At 39.3% G+C, this 24117-nt stretch carries 20 protein-coding genes, 3 rRNA genes and 1 riboswitch; of the genes, 13 read left to right on the forward strand and 10 right to left on the reverse strand.

What is annotated here, in order from left to right; all coding sequences use genetic code 11:
- The first annotated feature begins 69 nt into the window (after positions 1-69).
- The 4 genes from leuS to rrf all read left to right on the forward strand — a co-directional run bounded on the left by leuS (position 70) and on the right by rrf (position 8207).
- The gene (gene leuS, locus AXY_RS04480; RefSeq protein ID WP_015009602.1) at positions 70-2490 is read left to right on the forward strand and encodes a leucine--tRNA ligase; all 2421 of its coding nucleotides are present in this window, start codon (positions 70-72) and stop codon (positions 2488-2490) included.
- Positions 2491-2825: 335 nt separating this feature from the next.
- A 16S ribosomal RNA gene (locus AXY_RS04485) occupies positions 2826-4395 on the forward strand.
- A 489-nt stretch (positions 4396-4884) separates the two neighbouring features.
- Positions 4885-7807: ribosomal RNA gene (locus AXY_RS04490) — 23S ribosomal RNA — on the forward strand.
- Between the two features lie 287 nt (positions 7808-8094).
- Positions 8095-8207 (forward strand): 5S ribosomal RNA (gene rrf / locus AXY_RS04495).
- The 16S, 23S and 5S rRNA genes sit together here, the layout of an rRNA operon.
- A gap of 251 nt (positions 8208-8458) precedes the next feature.
- Here the strand turns inward: rrf and AXY_RS04500 are convergent.
- The 3 genes from AXY_RS04500 to AXY_RS04510 are packed head-to-tail and all read right to left on the reverse strand — an operon-like array spanning position 8459 to position 10389.
- Positions 8459-9172 carry a hypothetical protein gene (locus tag AXY_RS04500; RefSeq protein WP_041450106.1) on the reverse strand — a complete coding sequence of 238 codons (714 nt, stop codon included), beginning with the start codon at positions 9170-9172 and terminating at the stop codon, positions 8459-8461.
- Positions 9156-10025 (reverse strand): ABC transporter ATP-binding protein, encoded by an 870-nt coding sequence (locus AXY_RS04505; RefSeq protein ID WP_015009604.1) that lies wholly within the window; start codon positions 10023-10025, stop codon positions 9156-9158. Before AXY_RS04505 ends, AXY_RS04500 begins: the two co-directional genes overlap by 17 nt.
- Positions 10015-10389 (reverse strand): GntR family transcriptional regulator, encoded by a 375-nt coding sequence (locus tag AXY_RS04510; protein WP_015009605.1) that lies wholly within the window; start codon positions 10387-10389, stop codon positions 10015-10017. Before AXY_RS04510 ends, AXY_RS04505 begins: the two co-directional genes overlap by 11 nt.
- A gap of 218 nt (positions 10390-10607) precedes the next feature.
- Here AXY_RS04510 and AXY_RS04515 point away from each other — a divergent pair, with 218 nt between their 5' ends.
- The 3 genes from AXY_RS04515 (at position 10608) to AXY_RS12250 (ending at position 11701) form a co-directional block, all read left to right on the forward strand.
- Entirely contained in the window at positions 10608-11144 is a 537-nt protein-coding gene (locus AXY_RS04515) for a DUF6773 family protein (protein ID WP_155835467.1), read from the forward strand.
- Positions 11131-11331: a helix-turn-helix transcriptional regulator gene (locus tag AXY_RS04520; RefSeq protein WP_015009607.1), complete on the forward strand. Its 201-nt coding sequence runs from the start codon at positions 11131-11133 to the stop codon at positions 11329-11331. Before AXY_RS04515 ends, AXY_RS04520 begins: the two co-directional genes overlap by 14 nt.
- A gap of 181 nt (positions 11332-11512) precedes the next feature.
- Complete coding sequence (locus AXY_RS12250) at positions 11513-11701, forward strand: hypothetical protein (protein ID WP_015009608.1); 189 nt, start codon at positions 11513-11515, stop codon at positions 11699-11701.
- A 207-nt stretch (positions 11702-11908) separates the two neighbouring features.
- Here AXY_RS12250 and ribH read toward each other — a convergent pair whose 3' ends face one another.
- The 5 genes from ribH to AXY_RS12760 form a co-directional block, all read right to left on the reverse strand.
- A complete protein-coding gene (gene ribH / locus AXY_RS04530) occupies positions 11909-12370 on the reverse strand; it encodes a 6,7-dimethyl-8-ribityllumazine synthase (protein WP_015009609.1) in 462 nt (153 codons plus the stop codon).
- A 12-nt stretch (positions 12371-12382) separates the two neighbouring features.
- Positions 12383-13564, reverse strand: a complete 1182-nt coding sequence (locus AXY_RS04535) for a bifunctional 3,4-dihydroxy-2-butanone-4-phosphate synthase/GTP cyclohydrolase II (protein WP_015009610.1) — start codon at positions 13562-13564, stop codon at positions 12383-12385.
- Entirely contained in the window at positions 13561-14181 is a 621-nt protein-coding gene (locus tag AXY_RS04540; protein WP_015009611.1) for a riboflavin synthase, read from the reverse strand. Before AXY_RS04540 ends, AXY_RS04535 begins: the two co-directional genes overlap by 4 nt.
- Positions 14182-14183: 2 nt before the next feature.
- Complete coding sequence (gene ribD / locus AXY_RS04545; protein ID WP_015009612.1) at positions 14184-15236, reverse strand: bifunctional diaminohydroxyphosphoribosylaminopyrimidine deaminase/5-amino-6-(5-phosphoribosylamino)uracil reductase RibD; 1053 nt, start codon at positions 15234-15236, stop codon at positions 14184-14186.
- Between the two features lie 119 nt (positions 15237-15355).
- Positions 15356-15493: riboswitch (FMN riboswitch) on the reverse strand.
- A 150-nt stretch (positions 15494-15643) separates the two neighbouring features.
- Positions 15644-15787: a transposase gene (locus tag AXY_RS12760; RefSeq protein ID WP_015009613.1), complete on the reverse strand. Its 144-nt coding sequence runs from the start codon at positions 15785-15787 to the stop codon at positions 15644-15646.
- Between the two features lie 692 nt (positions 15788-16479).
- On the opposite strand from AXY_RS12760, the gene AXY_RS04555 reads away from it, so the two are divergent.
- From AXY_RS04555 to AXY_RS04570, 4 genes are all read left to right on the forward strand, one after another.
- Entirely contained in the window at positions 16480-16782 is a 303-nt protein-coding gene (locus AXY_RS04555) for a hypothetical protein (RefSeq protein ID WP_015009615.1), read from the forward strand.
- Between the two features lie 52 nt (positions 16783-16834).
- Positions 16835-17104, forward strand: coding sequence for a hypothetical protein (locus tag AXY_RS04560; protein ID WP_015009616.1), 270 nt, complete (start codon positions 16835-16837; stop codon positions 17102-17104).
- A complete protein-coding gene (locus AXY_RS04565; protein WP_015009617.1) occupies positions 17105-17683 on the forward strand; it encodes an HD domain-containing protein in 579 nt (192 codons plus the stop codon).
- 387 nt (positions 17684-18070) lie between these two features.
- Positions 18071-19456 carry an alanine/glycine:cation symporter family protein gene (locus tag AXY_RS04570; protein ID WP_015009618.1) on the forward strand — a complete coding sequence of 462 codons (1386 nt, stop codon included), beginning with the start codon at positions 18071-18073 and terminating at the stop codon, positions 19454-19456.
- A 449-nt stretch (positions 19457-19905) separates the two neighbouring features.
- Here the strand turns inward: AXY_RS04570 and AXY_RS04575 are convergent, their stop codons facing one another.
- On the reverse strand, positions 19906-21162 hold the full coding sequence (locus AXY_RS04575; RefSeq protein WP_015009619.1) for a BaiN/RdsA family NAD(P)/FAD-dependent oxidoreductase: 1257 nt from the start codon (positions 21160-21162) through the stop codon (positions 19906-19908).
- A 161-nt stretch (positions 21163-21323) separates the two neighbouring features.
- Here AXY_RS04575 and AXY_RS04580 point away from each other — a divergent pair, with 161 nt between their 5' ends.
- A complete protein-coding gene (locus AXY_RS04580) occupies positions 21324-22955 on the forward strand; it encodes a putative polysaccharide biosynthesis protein (protein WP_015009620.1) in 1632 nt (543 codons plus the stop codon).
- A 13-nt stretch (positions 22956-22968) separates the two neighbouring features.
- Positions 22969-23682, forward strand: a complete 714-nt coding sequence (locus tag AXY_RS04585; RefSeq protein WP_015009621.1) for a pseudouridine synthase — start codon at positions 22969-22971, stop codon at positions 23680-23682.
- 50 nt (positions 23683-23732) lie between these two features.
- Here AXY_RS04585 and AXY_RS04590 read toward each other — a convergent pair whose 3' ends face one another.
- Positions 23733-23951, reverse strand: coding sequence for a DeoR family transcriptional regulator (locus tag AXY_RS04590; protein WP_015009622.1), 219 nt, complete (start codon positions 23949-23951; stop codon positions 23733-23735).
- Between the last annotated feature and the right edge of the window lie 166 nt (positions 23952-24117).

A 24117-nucleotide genomic window follows, 5' to 3' on the forward strand; every position in this document is an offset into this window, starting at 1 on the left:
GGACTTTTTATTTTTGCGAACTAACGTTCTGAAAAAATATAGCTGTCGTTATAAAGGAGGAATTAGATCATGGCTTATGATCACAAGAAAATTGAAACGAAATGGAATAAGTATTGGCTAGAGAACAAAACATTTAAAACGAATATAAGATCAGAGAAGAAAAAGTTTTATGCGTTAGATATGTTCCCATATCCATCTGGGGCTGGTTTACACGTTGGACACCCAGAAGGTTATACTGCAACTGATATTTTATCACGTATGAAGCGGATGCAAGGTTACGAGGTCTTACATCCAATGGGGTGGGATGCGTTTGGATTACCGGCAGAGCAGTATGCTTTAGATACAGGAAATGATCCTGCTGAATTTACAGACAAAAATATTGATACGTTTAGAAGACAAATTCAAGATCTTGGATTTTCATATGACTGGGATCGTGAAATTAACACAACAGATCCAAACTATTACAAATGGACACAGTGGATTTTCTTAAAGCTATATGAAAAAGGTTTAGCTTATATCGATGAAGTTCCTGTTAACTGGTGTCCAGCATTAGGTACTGTATTAGCTAACGAGGAAGTTATTGATGGTCTGAGTGAACGTGGAGGTCATCCGGTAGAGCGACGTCCGATGAAACAATGGATGTTACGCATTACCGCATATGCTGATCGTCTATTAGAAGATTTAGATGAACTTGATTGGCCAGAGAGTATTAAAGAAATGCAACGAAATTGGATAGGCAGATCTGAAGGAGCAAACGTTACATTTGAAGTTGCTGGTCAAGACAAAACATTTACAGTATTTACAACAAGACCAGACACTTTATTTGGTGCTACTTATGCAGTGCTTGCACCTGAACACTCACTTGTTTCACAGATTACTACTCCAGAACAAAAAGAAGCTGTTGAACAATATATTGAAAAAATTAAATCTAAGAGTGATCTAGAACGAACTGACTTAGCAAAAGAGAAGACAGGCGTTTTCACGGGTGCTTATGCAATTAACCCAATTAATAATAAGCAGATACCAATTTGGATTGCTGATTATGTTTTAGCTAGTTATGGTACAGGTGCGATTATGTCAGTACCTGCCCATGATCAACGTGACTATGAGTTTGCCAAAACTTTTGATTTAGAGATTATTCCGGTACTTGAGGGAGGAAACATCGAAGTAGAGGCGTTTACTGGAGATGGTAAACATATTAACTCAGATTTCCTTAATGGATTAAATAAAGAAGAAGCAATCAATAAAGCAATTGAATGGCTGGAAAGTGAAGGTAAAGGTGAACGTAAAGTAACTTATCGTTTACGTGATTGGCTATTCAGCCGCCAACGCTATTGGGGAGAGCCAATTCCAATTATTCATTGGGAAGATGGTACTGTAACAGGTGTTGATGAAAGTGAATTACCAGTAATGTTGCCTAAGACAACAGAAATAAAACCTTCCGGCACTGGTGAGTCACCGTTAGCAAATATTGAAGAATGGGTAAACGTGACAGATCCGAAAACAGGTATGAAAGGTCGAAGAGAGACAAATACAATGCCACAATGGGCAGGTAGTAGCTGGTATTACTTACGCTATATCGATCCAAACAACACAGAAAAAATTGCTGATGAAGACCTATTAAAAGAGTGGTTACCAGTAGATATTTATATTGGTGGTGCTGAACACGCAGTACTTCACTTACTATATGCTCGATTCTGGCATAAATTCTTGTATGATATTGGGGTAGTATCGACAAAAGAACCATTCCAAAAGCTATTTAACCAAGGTATGATCCTCGGCGAAAACAATGAGAAGATGAGTAAGTCAAAAGGCAACGTCGTAAACCCAGATGACATTGTTGAAAGTCACGGTGCCGACACATTAAGACTTTACGAAATGTTTATGGGCCCACTTGATGCTTCAATTGCTTGGTCAGAAGCAGGTTTAGATGGTTCACGTCGTTTCTTAGATCGTGTATGGCGTCTATTCGTTGATGAAGAAACGGATAAACTATCTCCGAAAATTGTAAACCAAGTAGAGCAAGATCAATTAGAGAAGGTTTATCATGAAACAGTTAAACAAGTAACTGATAACTTTACAAGTCTGAAGTTTAATACAGCAATTTCACAAATGATGGTCTTTATTAATGAAGCTTATAAAGCAGAACAAATTTTGAAAGACTATGTTGAAGGTTTTGTTAAATTACTATCACCTGTTGCGCCATTTATTGCAGAAGAATTGTGGAGTAAATTAGGTTACTCTGAAACAATTGCATATGAGCCATGGCCAGAATATGATGGAGCAAAGCTAGAGGAAAATGAAGTTGAAATTGTTATTCAAATTCTAGGTAAAAACCGTGCGCGGATAATGGTTGATAAAGATGCAACAAAAGAGGAATTAGAAAAATTAGCATTAGACAATGAAATAATTAAAGAGAAAATTGCAGGTAAAACTGTACGAAAAGTAATTGTCGTTCCAGGGAAGCTTGTAAATATCGTCGCTAATTAATAATCAAACAATTAAATTTAATGGGTAAAACCCAAGCAATCACAAGGTTTCTGATTGCTTGGGTTTTTTTCTAAGAAAAAACTTTTAAAAATGCTTGACTTTAGATTTAAAAAAACGTAGAATAACTTTCGTTGCCAAAAAAACAAACAGAAATTATGACGTTAAAAATTGGCAATTGACAAAGCAAATCAGTTTGTGTTACAATAAGTTTGTTGTCGACGAGATTCGACAACGATTGATCTTTGAAAACTGAATCCAAACAACGAAAGATGTTAAGAAAAACAAGTAAGAAGAAGCTAGTGCTTCAAAATTGAGTTAATCGTAACTCTATCAATTTTATTGAGAGTTTGATCTTGGCTCAGGATGAACGCTGGCGGCGTGCCTAATACATGCAAGTCGAGCGCGTGAAATTAAACAGATCTCTTCGGAGTGACGTTTAATGGATCGAGCGGCGGATGGGTGAGTAACACGTGGGCAACCTGCCTATAAGACTGGGATAACTTACGGAAACGTGAGCTAATACCAGATAAAACCTTTTGTCTCCTGACGAGAGGATAAAAGATGGCGCAAGCTATCACTTATAGATGGGCCCGCGGCGCATTAGCTAGTTGGTGAGATAAAAGCTCACCAAGGCAACGATGCGTAGCCGACCTGAGAGGGTGATCGGCCACACTGGGACTGAGACACGGCCCAGACTCCTACGGGAGGCAGCAGTAGGGAATCTTCCGCAATGGACGAAAGTCTGACGGAGCAACGCCGCGTGAACGAAGAAGGTCTTCGGATCGTAAAGTTCTGTTGTTAGGGAAGAACACGTACCATTCGAATAGGGTGGTACCTTGACGGTACCTAACGAGAAAGCCCCGGCTAACTACGTGCCAGCAGCCGCGGTAATACGTAGGGGGCAAGCGTTGTCCGGAATTATTGGGCGTAAAGCGCGCGCAGGCGGTTCTTTAAGTCTGATGTGAAATCTTGCGGCTCAACCGCAAGCGGTCATTGGAAACTGGAGAACTTGAGGACAGAAGAGGAGAGTGGAATTCCACGTGTAGCGGTGAAATGCGTAGAGATGTGGAGGAACACCAGTGGCGAAGGCGACTCTCTGGTCTGTAACTGACGCTGAGGCGCGAAAGCGTGGGTAGCGAACAGGATTAGATACCCTGGTAGTCCACGCCGTAAACGATGAGTGCTAGGTGTTAGGGGGTTTCCGCCCCTTAGTGCTGGCGTTAACGCATTAAGCACTCCGCCTGGGGAGTACGGCCGCAAGGCTGAAACTCAAAAGAATTGACGGGGACCCGCACAAGCGGTGGAGCATGTGGTTTAATTCGAAGCAACGCGAAGAACCTTACCAGGTCTTGACATCCCGCTGACCGCTATGGAGACATAGCTTTCCCTTCGGGGACAGCGGTGACAGGTGGTGCATGGTTGTCGTCAGCTCGTGTCGTGAGATGTTGGGTTAAGTCCCGCAACGAGCGCAACCCTTGAACTTAGTTGCCAGCATTCAGTTGGGCACTCTAAGTTGACTGCCGGTGACAAACCGGAGGAAGGTTGGGATGACGTCAAATCATCATGCCCCTTATGACCTGGGCTACACACGTGCTACAATGGATGGTACAAAGGGCTGCGAAACCGCGAGGTGGAGCCAATCCCATAAAACCATTTTCAGTTCGGATTGTAGGCTGCAACTCGCCTACATGAAGCCGGAATCGCTAGTAATCGCGGATCAGAATGCCGCGGTGAATACGTTCCCGGGTCTTGTACACACCGCCCGTCACACCACGAGAGTTAGCAACACCCGAAGTCGGTGAGGTAACGCTTTTAGCGAGCCAGCCGCCGAAGGTGGGGCCAATGATTGGGGTGAAGTCGTAACAAGGTAGCCGTATCGGAAGGTGCGGCTGGATCACCTCCTTTCTAAGGAAAATCAGGAAGTGGAGACGCCTTGCTCATCGACGTACAGATTGGAGAAGGCCTGACGAGATAAAGGAAATACGATGAACGTAAGTGAATCGATATTGACTTATCGTAGGAAGGCATTCGAAATCTGCTAGTCGATAAGGCGTCGGAGCTAGACTGATCTAGGAACAGCCCTATGGGCTGACTTAACAATTCAGTTGTTTGGTTCAGTTTTGAGAGATCAATCTCTCAAAGGATCTTCTGTTAAAATCGTCACATCCGTGGGACTGCGATTACTCGCCCCATCGAAAACATTTGTGACAACACAGAAGTCACCACATCCGTGTGGAAGCGTACCTTGAAAACTAGATAAGAATAAACAGTAAGTGAACATTCCTTATTTATGAGGATTGAACACGAGCTGTATGACAAGACATCAAATCAAACTTTTAAACAAAGTAAGACCAAAAGTCTTTTTTACTGTGAAGCAATAAAAATTTCAACTTTAGTTAAGTAAGAAAGAGCGCACGGTGGATGCCTTGGCACTAGGAGCCGACGAAGGACGGGACAAACACCGATATGTCTCGGGGAGCTGTACGTAAGCATTGATCCGGGAATTTCCGAATGGGGGAACCCACTACTCGTAATGGAGTAGTACATTTAACTGAATCCATAGGTTAAATGAGGCAGACCTGGGGAACTGAAACATCTAAGTACCCAGAGGAAGAGAAAGCAAAAGCGATTTCCTGAGTAGCGGCGAGCGAAACGGAATTAGCCCAAACCAGTAAGCTTGCTTACTGGGGTTGTAGGACACATCATTAGGAGTTACAAAGTGACGATTTACACGAAGCGATCTGGAAAGGTCCGCGATACAAGGTAACAGCCCTGTAGTGGAAAGATCATCACCTCCGATGTGTATCCTGAGTACGACGGAACACGTGAAATTCCGTTGGAATCCGGGAGGACCATCTCCCAAGGCTAAATACTCCCTAGTGACCGATAGTGAACCAGTACCGTGAGGGAAAGGTGAAAAGCACCCCGGGAGGGGAGTGAAATAGTACCTGAAACCGTGTGCTTACAAGTAGTCGGAGCCCGTTAATGGGTGACGGCGTACCTTTTGTAGAATGGACCGGCGAGTTACGATTTTCTGCAAGGTTAAACCAGAAAAGGTGAAGCCGCAGCGAAAGCGAGTCTGAAACGGGCGAATATAGTAGAAGGTCGTAGACCCGAAACCGTGTGATCTACCCATGTCCAGGGTGAAGGTCAGGTAACACTGACTGGAGGCCCGAACCCACGTATGTTGAAAAATGCGGGGATGAGGTGTGGGTAGGGGTGAAAAGCCAATCGAACACGGAGATAGCTGGTTCTCTCCGAAATAGCTTTAGGGCTAGCCTCAAGATACGTATCCTGGAGGTAGAGCACTGATTGAACTAGGGGCCCTCATCGGGTTACCGAATTCAGTCAAACTCCGAATGCCAGAGATATAGACTTGGGAGTCAGACTATGGGTGATAAGGTTCATAGTCGAGAGGGAAACAACCCAGACCGTCAGCTAAGGTCCCAAAGTATACGTTAAGTGGAAAAGGATGTGGCGTTGCACAGACAACCAGGATGTTGGCTTAGAAGCAGCCACCATTTAAAGAGTGCGTAATAGCTCACTGGTCGAGTGACGCTGCGCCGAAAATGTACCGGGGCTAAACGTATCACCGAAGCTACGGATTGATCTTCGATCAATGGTAGGAGAGCGTTGTAAGTGCAGAGAAGTCAGACCGAGAGGACTGGTGGAGCGCTTAGAAGTGAGAATGCCGGTATGAGTAGCGAAAAAGAAGTGAGAATCTTCTTCACCGAATGCCTAAGGTTTCCTGAGGAAGGCTCGTCCACTCAGGGTTAGTCAGGACCTAAGCCGAGGCCGAAGGGCGTAGGCGATGGATGACAGGTTGATATTCCTGTACCACCTCGTGACCGTTACGAGCGAAGGGGGGACGCAGGAGGATAAGAAAAGCGTGCTGATGGAAATGCACGCCCAATCAGTGAGTGAGTCAGATAGGCAAATCCGTCTGATATTAATCATGAGCTGTGATGGGGAGGGAAATATAGTACCGAAGTTTCTGATTCCACACTGCCAAGAAAAGCCTCTAGCCAGGACACAGGTGCCTGTACCGCAAACCGACACAGGTAGGCGAGATGAGAATTCTAAGGTGAGCGGGAGAACTCTCGTTAAGGAACTCGGCAAAATGACCCCGTAACTTCGGGAGAAGGGGTGCTTCTTTTAGAAGAAGCCGCAGTGAAAAGGCCCAAGCGACTGTTTAGCAAAAACACAGGTCTCTGCGAAGCCGCAAGGCGAAGTATAGGGGCTGACACCTGCCCGGTGCTGGAAGGTTAAGGGAATGCGTTAGTACCTTTGGTACGAAGCGTTGAACTGAAGCCCCAGTGAACGGCGGCCGTAACTATAACGGTCCTAAGGTAGCGAAATTCCTTGTCGGGTAAGTTCCGACCCGCACGAAAGGTGCAACGACTTGGGCACTGTCTCAACGAGAGACCCGGTGAAATTATACTATGCGTGAAAATGCGCATTACCCGCGACAGGACGGAAAGACCCCGTGGAGCTTTACTGTAGCTTGATATTGAATGTTGATGCCATTTGTACAGGATAGGTGGGAGCCAAAGAAGCGTGAGCGCTAGCTTACGTGGAGGCGCCGGTGGGATACCACCCTGATGGTGTTGACCTTCTAACCCAGGACCGTTATCCGGTTCGGAGACAGTGTCAGGCAGGCAGTTTGACTGGGGCGGTCGCCTCCTAAAGAGTAACGGAGGCGCCCAAAGGTTCCCTCAGAATGGTTGGAAATCATTCATAGAGTGTAAAGGCAGAAGGGAGCTTGACTGCGAGACCTACAAGTCGAGCAGGGACGAAAGTCGGACTTAGTGATCCGGTGGTTCCGCATGGAAGGGCCATCGCTCAACGGATAAAAGCTACCCCGGGGATAACAGGCTTATCTCCCCCAAGAGTCCACATCGACGGGGAGGTTTGGCACCTCGATGTCGGCTCATCGCATCCTGGGGCTGTAGTCGGTCCCAAGGGTTGGGCTGTTCGCCCATTAAAGCGGTACGCGAGCTGGGTTCAGAACGTCGTGAGACAGTTCGGTCCCTATCCGTCGTGGGCGTTTGGAAGTTTGAGAGGAGCTGTCCTTAGTACGAGAGGACCGGGATGGACATACCGCTGGTGCACCAGTTGTTCCGCCAGGAGCATGGCTGGGTAGCTACGTATGGAAAGGATAAGTGCTGAAAGCATCTAAGCATGAAGCCTCCCTCAAGATGAGACTTCCCATCTTTTAGAGTAAGATCCCTCAGAGACGATGAGGTAGATAGGTTCGAGGTGGAAGCATGGTGACATGTGAAGCTGACGAATACTAATCGATCGAGGACTTAACTAAAACAAAAAGCGAAAGCGACTGTTCATTCAGGAGCTTGAGCTAGATTAATCAAAAAGCTGAAACGACCGTTTAGCAACGTACGCACTGGACTGATCCGAAGGAGATAAAGGAAACACAACGAACGCAAGTGAGTTGATGTTGACTTATCGCACGGAGGAGAAGGAAGTGGCGCTAGTTGCTGGGAGTGGAAGCTAGGTTATATAGCTGAACCAACCGTTCAGCATTGAATTTGATGACACTTGTCAGGTGCATTTCTTATCTAGTTTTCAGGGTATATAACCTGTAGGTTTAGTGACAATAGCGAAGAGGTCACACCTGTTCCCATACCGAACACAGAAGTTAAGCTCTTCAGCGCCGATGGTAGTTGGGTTTTCCCTGCGAGAGTAGGACGTCGCTAAGCTAAGAAAGCCTCAAGATTTAATTATCTTGAGGCTTTTTTGATGTGTTGGAACTGTGATTTTAACATTGCTAGAGAGTTTTAGTCAAAACGGAATCCCTTATGGGACCTTCTCGAAGCTGAATCTTGTATCACGGAATGTATATGTAGCTAATTTCAATTTATAACGTGAGTTATAAAATTAGACGCATAAAAAACGTTAGTGAGTTTTTTGGACTTACTAACGTTATAATATAGTACAACGACACAACGGATTAGTTCTGTTTAGTAATTTGATCAATTACACTTGCTCGATTAACAACTAACCACAGAAGTGCAGAGCTAATTAGTATTGTAATGATAAAGCTTAGTGGAGTATAGGTTTCTTGAAAGATAAAAAAGTATTCTAAAACTTCAACAATTTTTATCCCGACTGAACGAATAAGCATGCTCAATGGAAATATGAATGTCAGGATAAGCCCATAAACAAATCCAAATCGATAGAAAAATGAACCTAGAAAAGTGAAAAATAAAAATAATGTTAGATGTAGAAGTAAGTCAAAGAGATAGACGTTACCATGCATCAATTCTACGAAGCCTTCCATATTTAGACCGATATAATTGAATCCTTCAATAGAGAAACCATCTGCTATGAGATTAAATCCATACAAATAAAGATAGTTTAATCCAGTCATAATCAAACTTAATGTAAAGCTATAAATATAAGTGGAAATTACAAATGCTTTCCGACTAATCCCGAGCTTGATAACAAATGGGAAAACATTCTTGAATGTGAAAACAGGAAACAAAATCATAAAAATGATGCTAAAAAGAGAAGTGATCCCCGTTAAATGAAAGGTAACATCCCTAAAATTAGATAACAATAAACTTAATAGTAAAAACATAAAGAATAACGACCAAAAGGTCATCACTGGTTTAATCGAATAGCTATAATAATATTGTAAGGTGTGCTTAATTTGATTGAACATTTTGAGCAACCTCCTCTTTTGTAAGATATACAAATAATTCTTGTAAACTAACATGTGAACTCGTTAGATCAGATGTGATGTCTATCTGATCATCGAAAATAATTGCTGATTTTCTACCGAGTAACTCTGATTGATAAATCACATTTTTCCCTGTAATTGCTCGATCAACAGCCTGCTTTGAACCAGAGATGAGCTGATGCTTTGTTGCTAAATCATCTGCTAGTTCTTGAAGCAATACCTCACCATCATGCAGAATAACAACTTCTTCAAACAAATTACTTACCTCATCAATTAAGTGTGTCGATAACACAATCATACGTGGATCTTCTTGATAAGAGGATAGTAACAATTCGTAAAAGGTAGACCTTGCAGTAGCATCTAGTCCGATATATGGTTCGTCGAATATTGTTAATGGTGCATGACTAGAAATACCAACAATAATTCCAAGAGCAGAAAGCATACCTTTTGATAAAGCATGAATTTTTTGTTTTTTCTTCAATTTAAAAATATTGAGTAACTGATTTGCTTCTTCTGTATTCCAATTTGGATAAAAAACTGCAGATAGTTTTAATATATCATCTACTCTAAACTTTGGATAAAAGTTATGATTTTCTTCAATGAAACAAATATCTTTTGTAACGTTGTAGTTATCAAAAGAAGGTTGCTGATTAATTTTAATCTCTCCTGAAGAAGGTCGAAAATGCCCTGCTAACAGGCGTAATAACGTTGTTTTCCCTGCTCCGTTTTTACCTAATAAACCAATAATTTTGTTTCCCGATAGTTCTAAGGATAGCTGTTTTAAAGCTGTCTCTTTACCAAATGTTTTAGTAATCTTATCAATCTCAATCCTCATACTTTAACTCCTCCTCAATCCAATTAATAAGCTGGTCTTTCGTTAACTGAATCATTTTCGCTTCTTCAACTAAAGGAATAATAAAATGATCATAAAATCGTTCTCGTCTTTTTTTGAAAATGATTTCTTTAGCCTCATCAGTTACAAACATACCAACGCCCCGTTTCTTATAAAGTATCCCTTGATCAACAAGTAGATTAATTCCTTTAGCCGCTGTCGCTGGGTTAATTTGATAGTGTTTCGCAAATTCATTTGTCGAAGGGACTTGATCGTGCGCAAGATAAGTTTCATCTGCAATGCTTGTTTCAATTAATTCAGCTATTTGAATAAAAATAGGCTGATCATCCTTCAATCTTGCTGTCAATAAAAATCACCACCTAATCGGTTAGTTACTTATGTAACTAACCATATAACATTAAGGGAACTTTTGCAAGTCAATTTTTCAATAAAAAATGAATGATACCGCCCAAAATAGCTATATTTTATTATTTTGAAAAAAATAACTTACTAAATGACATTTATATATTGCATTATGACATCTGACGTTATATAATAAAAATACCAAAGTTAGGAGAAATGAAAATGAGACTCTTTAAACAAACGAAGGTTATCGATGAAAGAATTGTTAATTTAAAAAATAAAATTTACGCTGAAGTGTTTATTATCGTAACGATCATTTGTAGTTTATCAAGTATTGTGAAATACTTTTTCCTTGATAAAGGGATAGAAGATATTGCAACAGAATTAATCATTTTAATATTTAGCAGTGCTTACTATACCTATCGTTCTATGCAATTGGGGATATTTTCAGCGGAAGTGGAAATCCACGATGCAACGAGTAAATGGCCGAGAAGGAAGAAAAACCTTGTTGGAAGTATAATTGGTGGTGTTGTAATTGCCTTAATATTCGGCATTAATAGCGCAGTACGGTATGGAGACAATTTGGGCCAGAGTATTGAGTATTTTTTCATGGTGACATTTGTTTCACTAATGATCTATTTACCATTTTTAATCATCACTTTAGTTATCGGACACGATACGTTGTATAAAAAAAGTGACGATGTAGTAAATAAAATGATGATCAATTCTGATTCTGGTGATGAAAATGAAGAACATTAAACTTAAAGTAGCTCGAATAGAGCAAGATTTATCACAAGCTGAATTAGCAAAAGAAGTCGGGGTTACGAGGCAGACGATCGGTTTAATTGAATTAGGGAAATATAATCCAACGCTTAACTTATGCTTAGCCATTTGTCATCGACTTGGCAAAACGCTTGATGAACTATTTTGGCAAGATCCAAACTAAAAAGATCAGAAAGAGACATGTGAAAATTGATATGCTCCCCCTAAAGTTAGACCGAAAATCTAACCTTAGGGGGATTTTTATGCGTTCTAATAGTAAATATACTGTTGATGAACTTGAAAGATATATTCAAATGTATCTACATGAAGGATGAAGTTATCGGAACTTAAGTGAAGAAAAAGGTTTGTTGTTAAGTGAAGCGATCTTTAATGATAAGGTACTAAGATACCAAGAAAATGGTCTTGAAGGCATTCAAACGAAGTTGAGAAATAATTATTACAGTAAAGAGTTCAAGGACCTAATTGTTAGAGAGCACATCCAAAAAGGTATACCTATCATTCAATTAGCTCGTAAATATAAAATTCCAGCATAAGAAAAGCCATGTATGAAAGTCATACATGGCACAAAATATTTTGTTTATTTACCTGTCTACTTGACAGGGGGCAGTTCAAACTTGATCTGGCTTAATGATAAATTTCATTTTTAAAATAAACCACCGAGCACAAAAATGGTGTACTCGGTGGTATGAATGTACGTCTAATTGCCATAGCTTAGTTTTTTACTGAATTAAAGATTCACTTTATATCGCTTTATTAAGTGAGATCAATTCTAGTAATCCTTGTGCAACTTCGCTACCTTTATTGCCAGCTTTTGTTCCAGCTCGTTCAAGTGCTTGTTCGATCGTTTCTGTTGTTAGCACGCCGAATAAAACCGGTATATCTGATGTTAGTCCAATATGTGCGACCCCTTTGGCGACTTCATTCGTAACTAATTCATAATGTGTCGTTGCCCCGCGGATCACGGCTCCAAGAGTGATAATTCCGTCATATTTATGATTGTCAACTAATTTTTTTGTGATAAAAGGAATCTCAAATGCGCCTGGAACCCAGTAAATATCAATATCTTCTTCCTTAACCCCATGTCGTAATAAATTGTCAATTGCCCCAGATAAGAGCTTAGAAGTGATTAGCTCATTAAATCGAGCGATCACAATTCCTACTTTTAGATTTTCTCCGTTAAAATTACCTTCAAATATTGGCATATTAATTCTCCTTTAGTTAATTGATAATAGGTGATCAAATTTTTCCTTTTTTGTTCTTAAATAATTGAGGTTTTCCTTTTCAGGTCTGACTTCTAATGGAATACGTTCAACGACTTCGATGCCAAACGCTTGTAATTGTTCGATTTTATCTGGGTTATTTGTGATTAAGTTAACCATTTTAATTCCTAGCGACTTAAGAATTTGGGCGGCAAAGTGATAATCTCGCTCATCCGGTTCAAAACCTAGTGCGATATTTGCATCAAATGTATCTAGACCATTTTCCTGAAGCTGATAGGTTTTCAGTTTGTTTTTTAAACCAATTCCACGTCCTTCTTGGCGTAAATATAAAATGGCTCCGATGCCATTTTCTTCAATCATCCGCAATGCTTCGTGTAATTGTTCGCCGCAATCGCAACGATGTGAGCCAAAGATATCACCTGTAAGACATTCAGAGTGGACACGTATCAGTAAAGGCTCTTGAAGACTTCTAATTTCACCTTTAGAAAGCAAAAGGTGCTCTTTATTTGCTTGATCCTCGAACAGAGTTAAATCAAAGTCTCCATAAGATGTTGGTAGCTTGACTGTTAATTCTTGATTTGCGGTCAAATAAGTCACTAATTCTTCGATACTAATGATTGGCATTTTCCACTCGGCAGCTAACGCTTCTAGTTGCGGTCTTCGTGCCATTGTCCCATCATCGTTTAAGATTTCACATATATAGGTAGCCTGCGGTTCGTTTGCCAGCTTAGCTAAATCAATGGCTGCTTCAGTATGGCCTCTTCGCTCGAGTACGCCCCCTTCTTTTGCGATTAACGGGAAAATATGGCCAGGCTTATGAAATGCTTGCTCGTTGTTAGACAGGTTAGCTAATTCTTTAATTGTTTTTGCGCGATCGAAAGCAGAAATTCCTGTTGAGGTTTCCTTATGATCGACACTGATCGTAAACGCTGTTCTGTATGGATCTGTATTCTCTTCTATCATTTCTGTGAGGCCAAAATGATCCGCAATAGCTTCAGAAATAGGTGCGCAGATTAAACCTCGCGCATGTTTGGTCATGAAATTCACAGTTTCGGCCGTAGCTAAGCTCGCTAAACCAACTAAATCTCCTTCTGCCTCACGATTATCATCATCTACGACAATGATAAGCTTGCCTTGTTTTAAGTCTTCGATCGCTTTTTCAATATGTTTAGTCATTGTAGAAATCCTCCCGTTACTTTATCAGTAAGATGAGCTTGTGCCTTAATATATTTTCCAATCATATCTGTTTCAACGTTAACATACTCACCGCGATTTAACGTTCCTAAATTTGTCTGATCCTTTGAATGTGGGATTAAACTAACAGAAAAAGACCGTGCTTGCACATCTGTGACAGTTAAGCTAACGCCATTAATTGCAATTGATCCTTGTGGAATGATTTCGCCTTGTTGATCTTTAGGATAGTCAAATGTTAAAATCAATGCATTTTCATGGTTCCTTTTTTCGATCAATCGAACGGTTGTATCAATATGCCCGGATACTAAATGACCCTCTAATCTTCCGTGGAAAGAGAGTGCACGTTCCAAATTTACTTGATCGTTTATTTTTAATTTAGAAAAAGTTGTCCGGTAAAAAGTCTCGGGCATGATATCAACGGTAAAGTGGGAATTAGTCTTAGCAATTGCTGTTAGACAAACACCGTTAATCGCCATACTATCTCCAATTTGATAGTCAGCTAATATTTTTTCTGAAGCTTGGCAAGTCAACTGTACTGTATCTGCCTTTCGATTAACTTTTAGGATTTTTCCTTGTTCTTGAATTAGACCAGTAAACAATTTCAACACCTTCTTCCAGAAATTCTTAAGTCATCATGAATGGATTCAACCGTAACATTCGTTAATTCAATCACTTGATTAACTTCTCTTGTGCTTGACATTGCTGGCACGCCGTTGCCGCCAATGACCTTTGGGGCGATATAAGTAATCATTTGATCCCAATAACCACTGTTTAAAAAGCTGTCATGAACTTTCGCTCCACCTTCTACATAGAGAGAGTGGATATTTCTCCTCGTTAATTCTTTGATAATCGATTTGACTGTAGCGCTTTTGAGAACGATTGCTTCAACATGTTTTGGAAGCTTAATGTTTACTTTTCGTTCGGTGAAAATCCAAACTGGACTAGCTTGATTAATAAAAACATTTAGATCGAGTTTGTTGAATAATCGACCGCGCCGATCTAGAATGATCCGAATTGGATGCAAGGTTTGATCTGTTCCCAGCAGAAAAGGATTATCTGTTAAAATCGTTTGACTTCCAACTAAGATCCCTTGATAATGATTGCGCTCTTTTCGAACGTATTGATAAGTATCCTTTCCCGTGATTGCTGTGCGCTTTGAATCTAATGATAGTTTACCATCCAAAGTAATTGCCTGTTTTAAAGTGATATAGGGACGATTTTGTTCATAGAAGCAATTGAAAAAAGGATTCAATTCGCGAGCCTCTGTTTCTAGCACACCAGTAATTACCTTGATGCCATGTTGTTCTAACTTTTTCTTGCCTTTACCTGCAACTAAAGGGTTAGGGTCGAGTTGGGCAATGACCACTTGTTTTATCCCGCTGTTAATGATTGCTTGTGTACAAGGGGGTTGTTTGCCATCATGATTACAAGGTTCAAGTGTAACGTAGAGAATTGAATCGAATCGTTTATCGGGAGCTTTATATGATGAGAGGGCATTAACTTCGGCGTGTTCTTTGCCATATTCCAAATGTGCACCTGATGCAATGACTTGATCATTATTGACAATGACAGCACCAACCAAAGGATTTGTAAATGTTCTACCAAATCCCTTTTTAGCTTCTTGGATCGCTAGCTTCATGTATTTCTCATGCATATATTTTCCTCCTTTCCAAATAAAAAAGCCTTGTGTTCGATACACGAGGCTTTGGTTCATCGACTAAAAGAAAGTATGACAAAAAAGGGTATACTGATCCTGTCATCTTAGCTAATTAGTTTTTTCTTCTCCCATCCAGACTCTAACTGTCGGTTCTAGATTTTCACTAGATCAACCGCAAATAATTGCGGGTCACGGACTTCAAGTTCACACTTGTCACCGTCGGTCGGGAATTACACCCTGCCCCGAAGAAACATATTCAATTCATAAAAAGAATAACATTTAGTTTTTTTTATGTCAACATGGTCATCTGTGTGATAACCGGAAATATGTTGATAAATTTTTTGAATGACGACATCATGGTTGGTATGTTCTCGGTGGTCTACAGGGTCTTTGACTTGAAGGGTTTATTGAATAGACTGGCCGAGTCCAATCTTTTCATCGAACTCTTTATACAATAATAGCCCTGAGTCTGAGGTTAAATTTCCACCGTCAAAATTAACTTTGATCATTTTGTTGAAATTAAGTGACTTTTCGATTACACTTTTCATTATGGAGTCCTCCTTGATTTGTGTTTGTTTAGACACTTATACAATATCAAAGATCGGGCTCCTTTTCACTTAATTAGTGAAAGATCGATTGTGTATTTTTAATTGATTTAACGCAGTTTCTTAGTGGCTTATGGTCGGGCTGTGAATAATCTAGGTTAAATCTCGATCGGAAATATCAGACAGCAGAACGTTTTTCAGAAATTAAACCAGAAATTATTGCGCGATACAATCTAAACGTTTAAAAAATAGAGCTGACAGGTGGAAAAGGACAAGGGATCTATTTATTAAATGAAGAAGAGAATCGAAGCATCTACTTCTCAGGTGACAGCAAAGACAGATTCCCAAATACTAAGCTACAGCTATTAGCCTACAACGAGCGAACCGAAAAGGGTAAAAAACCAGTTCTAGAGATGTCCGATAAGATGAGAGGTGGGTTATATACCGCCGACTACAAGCTTGTTGAGACTGATCAGATCTATCTGAAAACTAAGGCTGAAGTCGAGATGCGCAGTTTAACTGAACTGATGGAAAACGATCTCTTTGAGGCGATCAAAGACCTGAATGCTCATTTAAACTAATCTGACTCATGCTTTTTCAAAAAAACAACGGATGGTCAATATACTGCCCATCCGTTGTTGTATGATAAGTGTAGTAAGAAGGTTAACGATCTAAAATGGGAAGGATGAGCGCACATGAGTAATCAATTAATGGAGGTGTTCGGTGAAGGGAACGTTGTCGGCTATTACAGAGTCAACCACTTAGTCCCAACTGGTACTGGCTATGCGGAATACATCTCTCAAGTGATCGAGGTTAGAGATAATGGCCTAATGACCGTCTATGATGATGAAACGGACAAGAGAATCACATCATTCATAGCAAGTCGAGATCGGGTAGAGGTCACATTGCTAATGGCTGGGGAAATTCCTAATCCAGATTGGTTAGATTTAATCGAACACAATCGAACATTGGCAGAAAGGCTAAATCTACTCGGTTAAAAGTCCCCCCTTGTCACTTGGGGAAAATTATAAAATAATCGGAGGTCTATATATGAGAAAGAAGCTTGGCGAGATTTGTAAGACGACTTTCTATGATTTAGTCGTTGAGTTTGATCCGAACTTGAGTGATGAAAAGATGAACGAGATCATCGATTGTCACTTTGGTGATGAAGACTATATTGTCAGTAGCCAAGGGCGCACATTGAAGGCGATCTGGGAGATCCCTGCAGATGAAGCGGGCTATGAAGTTGAAAATAGTATGTTTTATGTCCTGAAAGATGGCGAGTATGGGACGTACAGTTATCAAAGGAGAGTGGACTAAATGATTAACCAAGCGATTGAGTTTGCGACATTAAGTCATCAAAACCAAACGAGAAAGGGAACAGACATCCCATATATTCTACACTGTCTTGAAGCGGGCATTATTGCCGCTAACATGACAAACAAAGACGGTCATGTCGACAGTGATGTCGTCTGTGCAGCCATTCTACATGATACAATTGAGGATGCGAATGTATCCTATGAAACACTCAAAGAAGTGTTTAATGAAAACATTGCAAACTTAGTCAAAAGGCAGAGTGAAGACAAGTCTAAAGAGTGGATTGACCGTAAAAAGGAGACAATCAGTTTTTTAAAGTCAAATCAGTCTAAGGACGTTGAAATTGCCACACTAGCTGATAAATTATCAAACATAAGATCGATTTTCAGAGATTACGAAGTGGAAAGTGAACAACTTTGGAATAAATTTAATGCCGGAAAAGAATCACAACATTGGTATTACCAATCGATTGCCGAATCATTCTCTCAAGTTAAGGACACAAACGAATATAGAGAATATCGAGACTTAATCAGGAGAGTTTTTGAAGGAAAAGAAACAAATAGCGATTCAGAAAACAAATGATGCCGAAACGACTGTCAGGCGTCTTTTTTTCTTACATTGTTTCATACTATTGTGTCATGTATAATAAAAGTAAGTAAAAAAACTAGGTATAATCATTTCAACTATTCCTGTTGCAATTACAATTTATTTTATCGCTATCTTTTTATCTTGGATCATTGTTTATGTTCATTTAAAATTAGAAATGAATCAGTCATAAGAAAAGATATATGAATAATTATCTGAATTCCAACAATTCTATGAACAAATCAAAAAAGACTTCCCAAATTCATTCACTTCGAGTATATTGATCAATAATCATGTGTTTCATAAAAAAACATAAAAACGCATAATTAAACAAGATTAAAAATTCAGTATATTCAGAAGAAAATGAAAGGTAAGGGGGAGCAAATGAATTTTTCAACAGTGATTGAGTATATTAACAGTATTTTGTGGGGACCACCAATGTTAATCTTATTGGTTGGAACGGGTGTACTTTTTACAATTCGACTAAAAGGGTTACAAGTTCGTCAGTTTAAGCGAGCATTTAAACAAACTTTTGGTGGTTTATTTAAGAAGGGTGATCGAGCGGATGCGGATGGAATGAGTTCGTTTCAAGCGCTGGCTACTGCGATTGCAGCGCAAGTTGGTACGGGGAATATTGCTGGGGTTGCAACAGCAGTAGCGTCTGGTGGTCCTGGTGCAGTATTTTGGATGTGGATAAGTGGATTTTTTGGGATGGGAACGATTTTTGCTGAAGCGATTTTAGCGCAGTTACATACTGAGCGCAAAGATGGCGAAGTGACTGGTGGGCCTGCATATTATATAAAGAAAGGTCTTGGCAGTAAGTTGTTGGCCAGTATTTTTGCGGTACTCTTAATTATCGCCCTAGGATTTATGGGAAACATGGTACAATCAAGTTCGATCGCGGAGGCAACATATACAGCGTTTGGGATGCCGAAGTTTCTGACTGGAATAATCATCGCTGTTATAGTTGGCTTAATCGTCATTGGTGGTGTTGCACGGATTGCTTCGTTTACAGAAAAAATTGTCCCGATTATGGTAACATTTTACATTATCGGTTCGTTGACGATTATTTTTATGCATTATGAGATGATTTTACCTGCATTTCAAATGATTTTTCAAGAGGCATTTAAGTCGTCGGCGGTGGCAGGTGGAGTGGTTGGTGTCTCAATTAAGGAAGCAATGCGTTATGGAGTTGCACGCGGTTTGTTTTCGAATGAAGCCGGCATGGGTTCGACACCGCACGCTCATGCAGTTGCAAAAGTTAAGCATCCAGGGGAACAGGGTCTGACGGCGATGATTGGTGTTGTGATTGATACCGGTGTTGTTTGTACGATGACCGCACTTGTTATTTTAACGACTGATGCTTTTTCAAGTGGTTTGTTTGGAACACAATTGACACAGGCTGGGTTTTCAGCCGGATTTGGCAGTTTTGGGGTAACTTTTATCGCAATTTGTTTGTTCTTTTTTGCAATTTCAACAATTATTAGTTGGTATTATTTTGCTGAAGCAAACATTAAGTTCCTCTTTGGAAAAAAAGGCGTTATGCCATATCAAATACTCGTGCTAATCTTTATTGTTTTTGGCACGAGTATGACAGCTGAAATTGTTTGGGAATTAGCGGATGTTTTTAATGGCTTAATGGTGATTCCAAACTTAATCGCCTTACTTGGCTTGGGCTCACTTGTCGTTAAAGTAACCAAAGATTATGAGGAGAATTTTTTATTAAATAATCCTGCAACATATACAACTGATCATCATAAAAAGAATTAGTACATTAAGCGAATGATGCCTTGGAAAAAGGTGTCATTCGTTTTTGCTGTGCACCCCTAAAGTTAGACCGAAAATCTGCTCTTAGGGGGATTTTTATGCGTTCTAATAGCAAATATACTGTTGATGAACTTGAAAGATATATTCAAATGTATCTACATGAAGGATGAAGTTATCGGAACTTAAGTGAAGCGATCTTTAATGATAAGGTACTAAGATACCAAGAAAATGGTCTTGAAGGCATTCAAACGAAGTTGAGAATTAATTATTACAGTAAAGAGTTCAAGGACCTAATTGTTAGAGAGCACATCCAAGAAGGCATACCTATCATTCAATTAGCTCGTAAATATAAAATTCCAGCATAAGAAAAGCCATGTATGAAAGTCATACATGGCACAAAATATTTTGTTTATTTACCTGTCTACTTGACAGGGGGCAGTTCAGATCTTTTATTAAAAGCTTTGCCATGCGGCGTTTTGTCCAGCGAGTCGACCTGTAATTAGCGCTGCAGTTATATTATATCCACCTGTATAACCGTGAATGTCTAATATTTCACCACAGAAAAATAGTCGTTCAACTAGTTTTGATGCCATCGTTGTCGGATTAATTTCCTTAATAGATATGCCACCACCAGTTACAAAGGCTTTTTCTAGAGGTAGGCTTCCGTGAATCCGAACTTCAAACTCTTTCAAATCAGTAATAATTTGGCGTAGTTGTTCATTCGCAAGGTTTGCAGCTTTTAGTTCTGGATCAAGCTTATTCTTTTCAAAAATATAGAGTAAATAACGTTCAGGTACAATACCTTTGAAAACATTTTTAATTGATTTTTTCGCAGATTGCTCGATTATAGTTCGATAAGTTTGATAAAGCTGCTCTTGATTTGTATCTGGTACTGCATCAATAAAAATACTAACAAACTGATGATCATCTTTTAGTAATTTGACAACAAACTGTGAACATCTAAGGACAGCGGGTCCTGATAATCCAAAATGTGTGAAAATCATGTCCATTCGATGTGAAATAACCGATTTATTAGTTTTATCTTTAACTGTAAGCTTTACGTCCCGTAATGATAATCCTTGTAATGTTTTTTCTTTTATAAATGGCTCATTTGATGTGAGCGCAACTTCTGTTGGGTATAAGTCAGTAATCGTGTGACCTGCTTTTTTCGCCCATGGATATCCGTCACCAGTAGAGCCTGTATGTGGTACTGCTTTACCTCCAACTGCAACGACAATTGATTTTACAGTTATCTTTGATTGATCTGCTAGAATGACAGTATGTGATGTTTCCCCGTAATCAAGTGCAGCAACAGTACTATTAGTCATAATCATCACATCTAATTGCTTTAACTTAGTTAATAACGCTTGAACAACATCTCGTGCAGAGTTTGATACAGGAAACATCCTTCCATGATCCTCTTCCTTTAATGGCACACCTAAATCCTCAAAGAATTCAATAATATCTTCATTATCAAAAACAGAAAAAGCACTATATAGAAAACGACCATTACCTGGTATATGTTCGATAATCTCTTCTTTCGGTAAACGACTTGTTACGTTACAACGTCCACCTCCGGAAATCATTAACTTAGTTCCTAATCGTTTACCTTTTTCGATTAAGATGGTTCGGGCACCTTGTTCAGCTGCTCCAATTGCGGCCATTAAACCTGAAGGCCCACCACCAATGACTGCGACATCATAATTCATCATGTACTTCCTTTCTACAATTATGTGAAAATTGTGCGTAGATTGTTTAGTATTCAATTATACAGTAAAATATATGTTAGAATGAATAGATAAGCAAATTGTTATATTTAAGATAAGATATTTAGTGATTGATTAAATTGAATATGAATAAAGGTGAACTTATGAATAAAAACACAATGATTCGCGGAACAATTCTACTAACTTCAGCTACATTTATTTCGAAATTCTTAGGGATGATTTATACGATTCCATTTGAAAGCTTGGTAGGTGCAACAGGTGGAAAGTTATATGGGTTAGCTTATGGACCTTATACAATTTTTATTAGTTTATCAACAATTGGTATCCCATTAGCTGTATCAAAATTCGTGGCAAAATATAACTCATTGGGAGACTATCAGACGAGCCATCGCATGTACAAGCTTGCCCTAAGATTAATGATGGTAACTGGGGTATTATCATTTCTAGCATTATTTATTGGCGCAAAATGGCTTGCTGGAATTTATATCCCTGATAATTCAGAAGGGATTACAGTAGAAGACGTTACCATGGTAATTAGAATGGTGAGTTTTGCTTTAATTATTATCCCGCCAATGAGTATTACACGTGGTTTCTTCCAAGGGCATCAATCAATGGGGCCAACAGCGATTTCTCAAGTTATCGAACAAATTGTAAGAATTTCATTTTTACTTATCTCGGTATATATTGTGATCAACGTCTTTAAAGGCTCAATTACGACAGCAGTTGGCTTTGCAACGTTTTCAGCTTTCATAGGTGCAGCAGCATCAGCTATTGTATTGGTTTGGTATTGGAGAAAGAGACAACGACATTTAAACAAATATATAGACAATCAATCTATCGTATCGGTACCGATGACAAATCAGGAATTATTTAAAGAGCTATTAAGCTATGCTGGTCCGTTTGTATTTGTTGGTTTGGCAATCCCTTTGTATCAACAAATTGATGCAATTACGTTTATGAGAACTTTGGTCAATTTAGATTATTCACAAGCTGTGATTGACAATAGTTTTTCAACGATAAATTTATACGGTCACAAATTAATTATGATACCGATTACGCTTGCTACTGGTATGTCTTTATCTGCACTACCAACATTAACGAAATCATATGTTGATCGAAATCGAGATTTATTATTTCGTCAAATCAATCAATCATTGCAAATTATTATGCTTTTAATCTTACCTGCCGTGATTGGTATGTCGTTACTATCTACTGAGATTTGGGGCGCTTTTTATTCAGTCAATGAATATACCCCATTAAATGCAGACTTATTAAGTTGGTATGCACCAGTAGCTTTATTCTTTGCTCTATTTACAGTGAGCTCATCCATTTTACAAGGGATTAATCAGCAACGCTTTGCGATTTACAGTTTAGTATTAGGTCTAGTTTTAAAAAGTATTCTTAACGTTCCATTGCTGAATTGGCTAGGACCGACAGGAGCTGTTGTTGCAACTGGCTTAGCATCATTTGCGACTGTCGCAGCTAACTTATGGTGCATTAAAACAGCAATTAATTTTTCATTAAAACAATTGTTTAAGCGCACATTACTGATGTCGATCTTTAGTGGGCTAATGGCAATTGCCGTAATAGTGATGAAGTATATTGTAAATTTCTTTGTCACTTATCAAGATGGTCGATTAGCAAATATCTTTATTTTATTAATAACGGTTACTGCGGGTGCAGGAGTCTATTTATTGTTGAGTTATCATTCAACTTTAATTGAACGTGTTGTAGGGAGCAGAATTCGCTTTTTAGACCGAATTTTTAACAGATAGGATGATTTTTAAATTGCGTTTAGATAAATTATTAGCTCATTCAGGTTTTGGCAGTCGGAAAGATGTTAAACAACTATTGAAGTCTGCACGTGTTACAGTAAATGATAAAAAGGCGAGTTCAGGAAAAATTCATGTGAATCCAGAGCTTGATCAGGTTTATGTCGATGGTGAACGTGTCGTTTATGAGGAATTTGTATACTTTTTGCTTAACAAGCCAGCGGGTGTCATTAGTGCGACAGAGGATTTTAAAGATAAAACAGTAATTGATTTATTAGATCCGATTGATCAGTCAAAATCACCTTTTCCGGTAGGGCGGTTGGATAAAGATACTGAGGGTTTACTCTTGTTGACCAATGACGGGAAATTAGCTCATCAGCTGCTCTCACCGAAAAATAATATTGGTAAGACCTACTACGCGATTATTAATCAAGAAGTAACAGAAGCAGACCAAATTGCATTTAAAAATGGTGTCGTACTTGATGATGGTTATCAAACGAAACCGGCTGAACTAGTTATTTTGACCAATGACGGGACATCTGAAGTGGAGTTAACCATTACTGAAGGAAAATTCCATCAAGTAAAGCGGATGTTTGAAGCAGTAGGGAAACGTGTGATTTATTTGAAGCGTATTGCAATGGCAGAATGGAAGCTAGACCCAGATTTAGGCAAGGGAAAGTATCGTCGTTTAACTGAGGAAGAGATTTCATATTTAAAACAACTGAATTAATGACAAAAAAATAAGCTGACGACAACTGTCAGCATTATAAGAAAATTAACTTATGAGATCTTTACCTTCTTTTTCGTAATTGACCATTTACCTCTACTTGGGCTTACAACAAGATCATTATAGGCAAGAATATTCAAGTCTCTTTGTACGGTACGCTCTGTTATATCAAATTCTTCAGCAATATCAGAAGTTGATACAGGGCCTTCATCGCGAATAAATAAGTAGACTGCCTTGATCCTTGTAAGCATCCTTGTTGTTGGTTGACTCAAAGAACCACTCCCCGGTTTTTTATCTGTAGTCTATTGGTGTTACTTAATCTCATACTATTATTTTACACCTTTTTTACTAATAAGGCTACCTTTGTGACCTATTTTTTACAAACACTTAAAGAGAATTTAATATTTCCTTTTAGTGTTAATTAAAACTTCATGAAGT

The sequence above is a fragment of the Amphibacillus xylanus NBRC 15112 genome (assembly GCF_000307165.1).
GTDB lineage: Bacteria > Bacillota > Bacilli > Bacillales > Amphibacillaceae > Amphibacillus > Amphibacillus xylanus.

Excerpts from the sequence above, each read along its gene's own strand:
- ribD (WP_015009612.1), bottom strand. The coding sequence starts at position 15,236 with ATGCATGAGAAATACATGAAGCTAGCGATCCAAGAAGCTAAAAAGGGA.
- AXY_RS04580 (WP_015009620.1), top strand. The coding sequence starts at position 21,324 with ATGAATAAAAACACAATGATTCGCGGAACAATTCTACTAACTTCAGCT.
- AXY_RS04515 (WP_155835467.1), top strand. The coding sequence starts at position 10,608 with ATGAGACTCTTTAAACAAACGAAGGTTATCGATGAAAGAATTGTTAAT.
- AXY_RS04570 (WP_015009618.1), top strand. The coding sequence starts at position 18,071 with ATGAATTTTTCAACAGTGATTGAGTATATTAACAGTATTTTGTGGGGA.
- AXY_RS04560 (WP_015009616.1), top strand. The coding sequence starts at position 16,835 with ATGAGAAAGAAGCTTGGCGAGATTTGTAAGACGACTTTCTATGATTTA.
- AXY_RS04565 (WP_015009617.1), top strand. The coding sequence starts at position 17,105 with ATGATTAACCAAGCGATTGAGTTTGCGACATTAAGTCATCAAAACCAA.
- AXY_RS12760 (WP_015009613.1), bottom strand. The coding sequence starts at position 15,787 with ATGAAAAGTGTAATCGAAAAGTCACTTAATTTCAACAAAATGATCAAA.
- AXY_RS04535 (WP_015009610.1), bottom strand. The coding sequence starts at position 13,564 with ATGACTAAACATATTGAAAAAGCGATCGAAGACTTAAAACAAGGCAAG.
- AXY_RS04500 (WP_041450106.1), bottom strand. The coding sequence starts at position 9,172 with ATGTTCAATCAAATTAAGCACACCTTACAATATTATTATAGCTATTCG.
- AXY_RS04520 (WP_015009607.1), top strand. The coding sequence starts at position 11,131 with ATGAAGAACATTAAACTTAAAGTAGCTCGAATAGAGCAAGATTTATCA.
- AXY_RS04505 (WP_015009604.1), bottom strand. The coding sequence starts at position 10,025 with ATGAGGATTGAGATTGATAAGATTACTAAAACATTTGGTAAAGAGACA.
- AXY_RS04575 (WP_015009619.1), bottom strand. The coding sequence starts at position 21,162 with ATGAATTATGATGTCGCAGTCATTGGTGGTGGGCCTTCAGGTTTAATG.
- AXY_RS04555 (WP_015009615.1), top strand. The coding sequence starts at position 16,480 with ATGAGTAATCAATTAATGGAGGTGTTCGGTGAAGGGAACGTTGTCGGC.
- ribH (WP_015009609.1), bottom strand. The coding sequence starts at position 12,370 with ATGCCAATATTTGAAGGTAATTTTAACGGAGAAAATCTAAAAGTAGGA.
- leuS (WP_015009602.1), top strand. The coding sequence starts at position 70 with ATGGCTTATGATCACAAGAAAATTGAAACGAAATGGAATAAGTATTGG.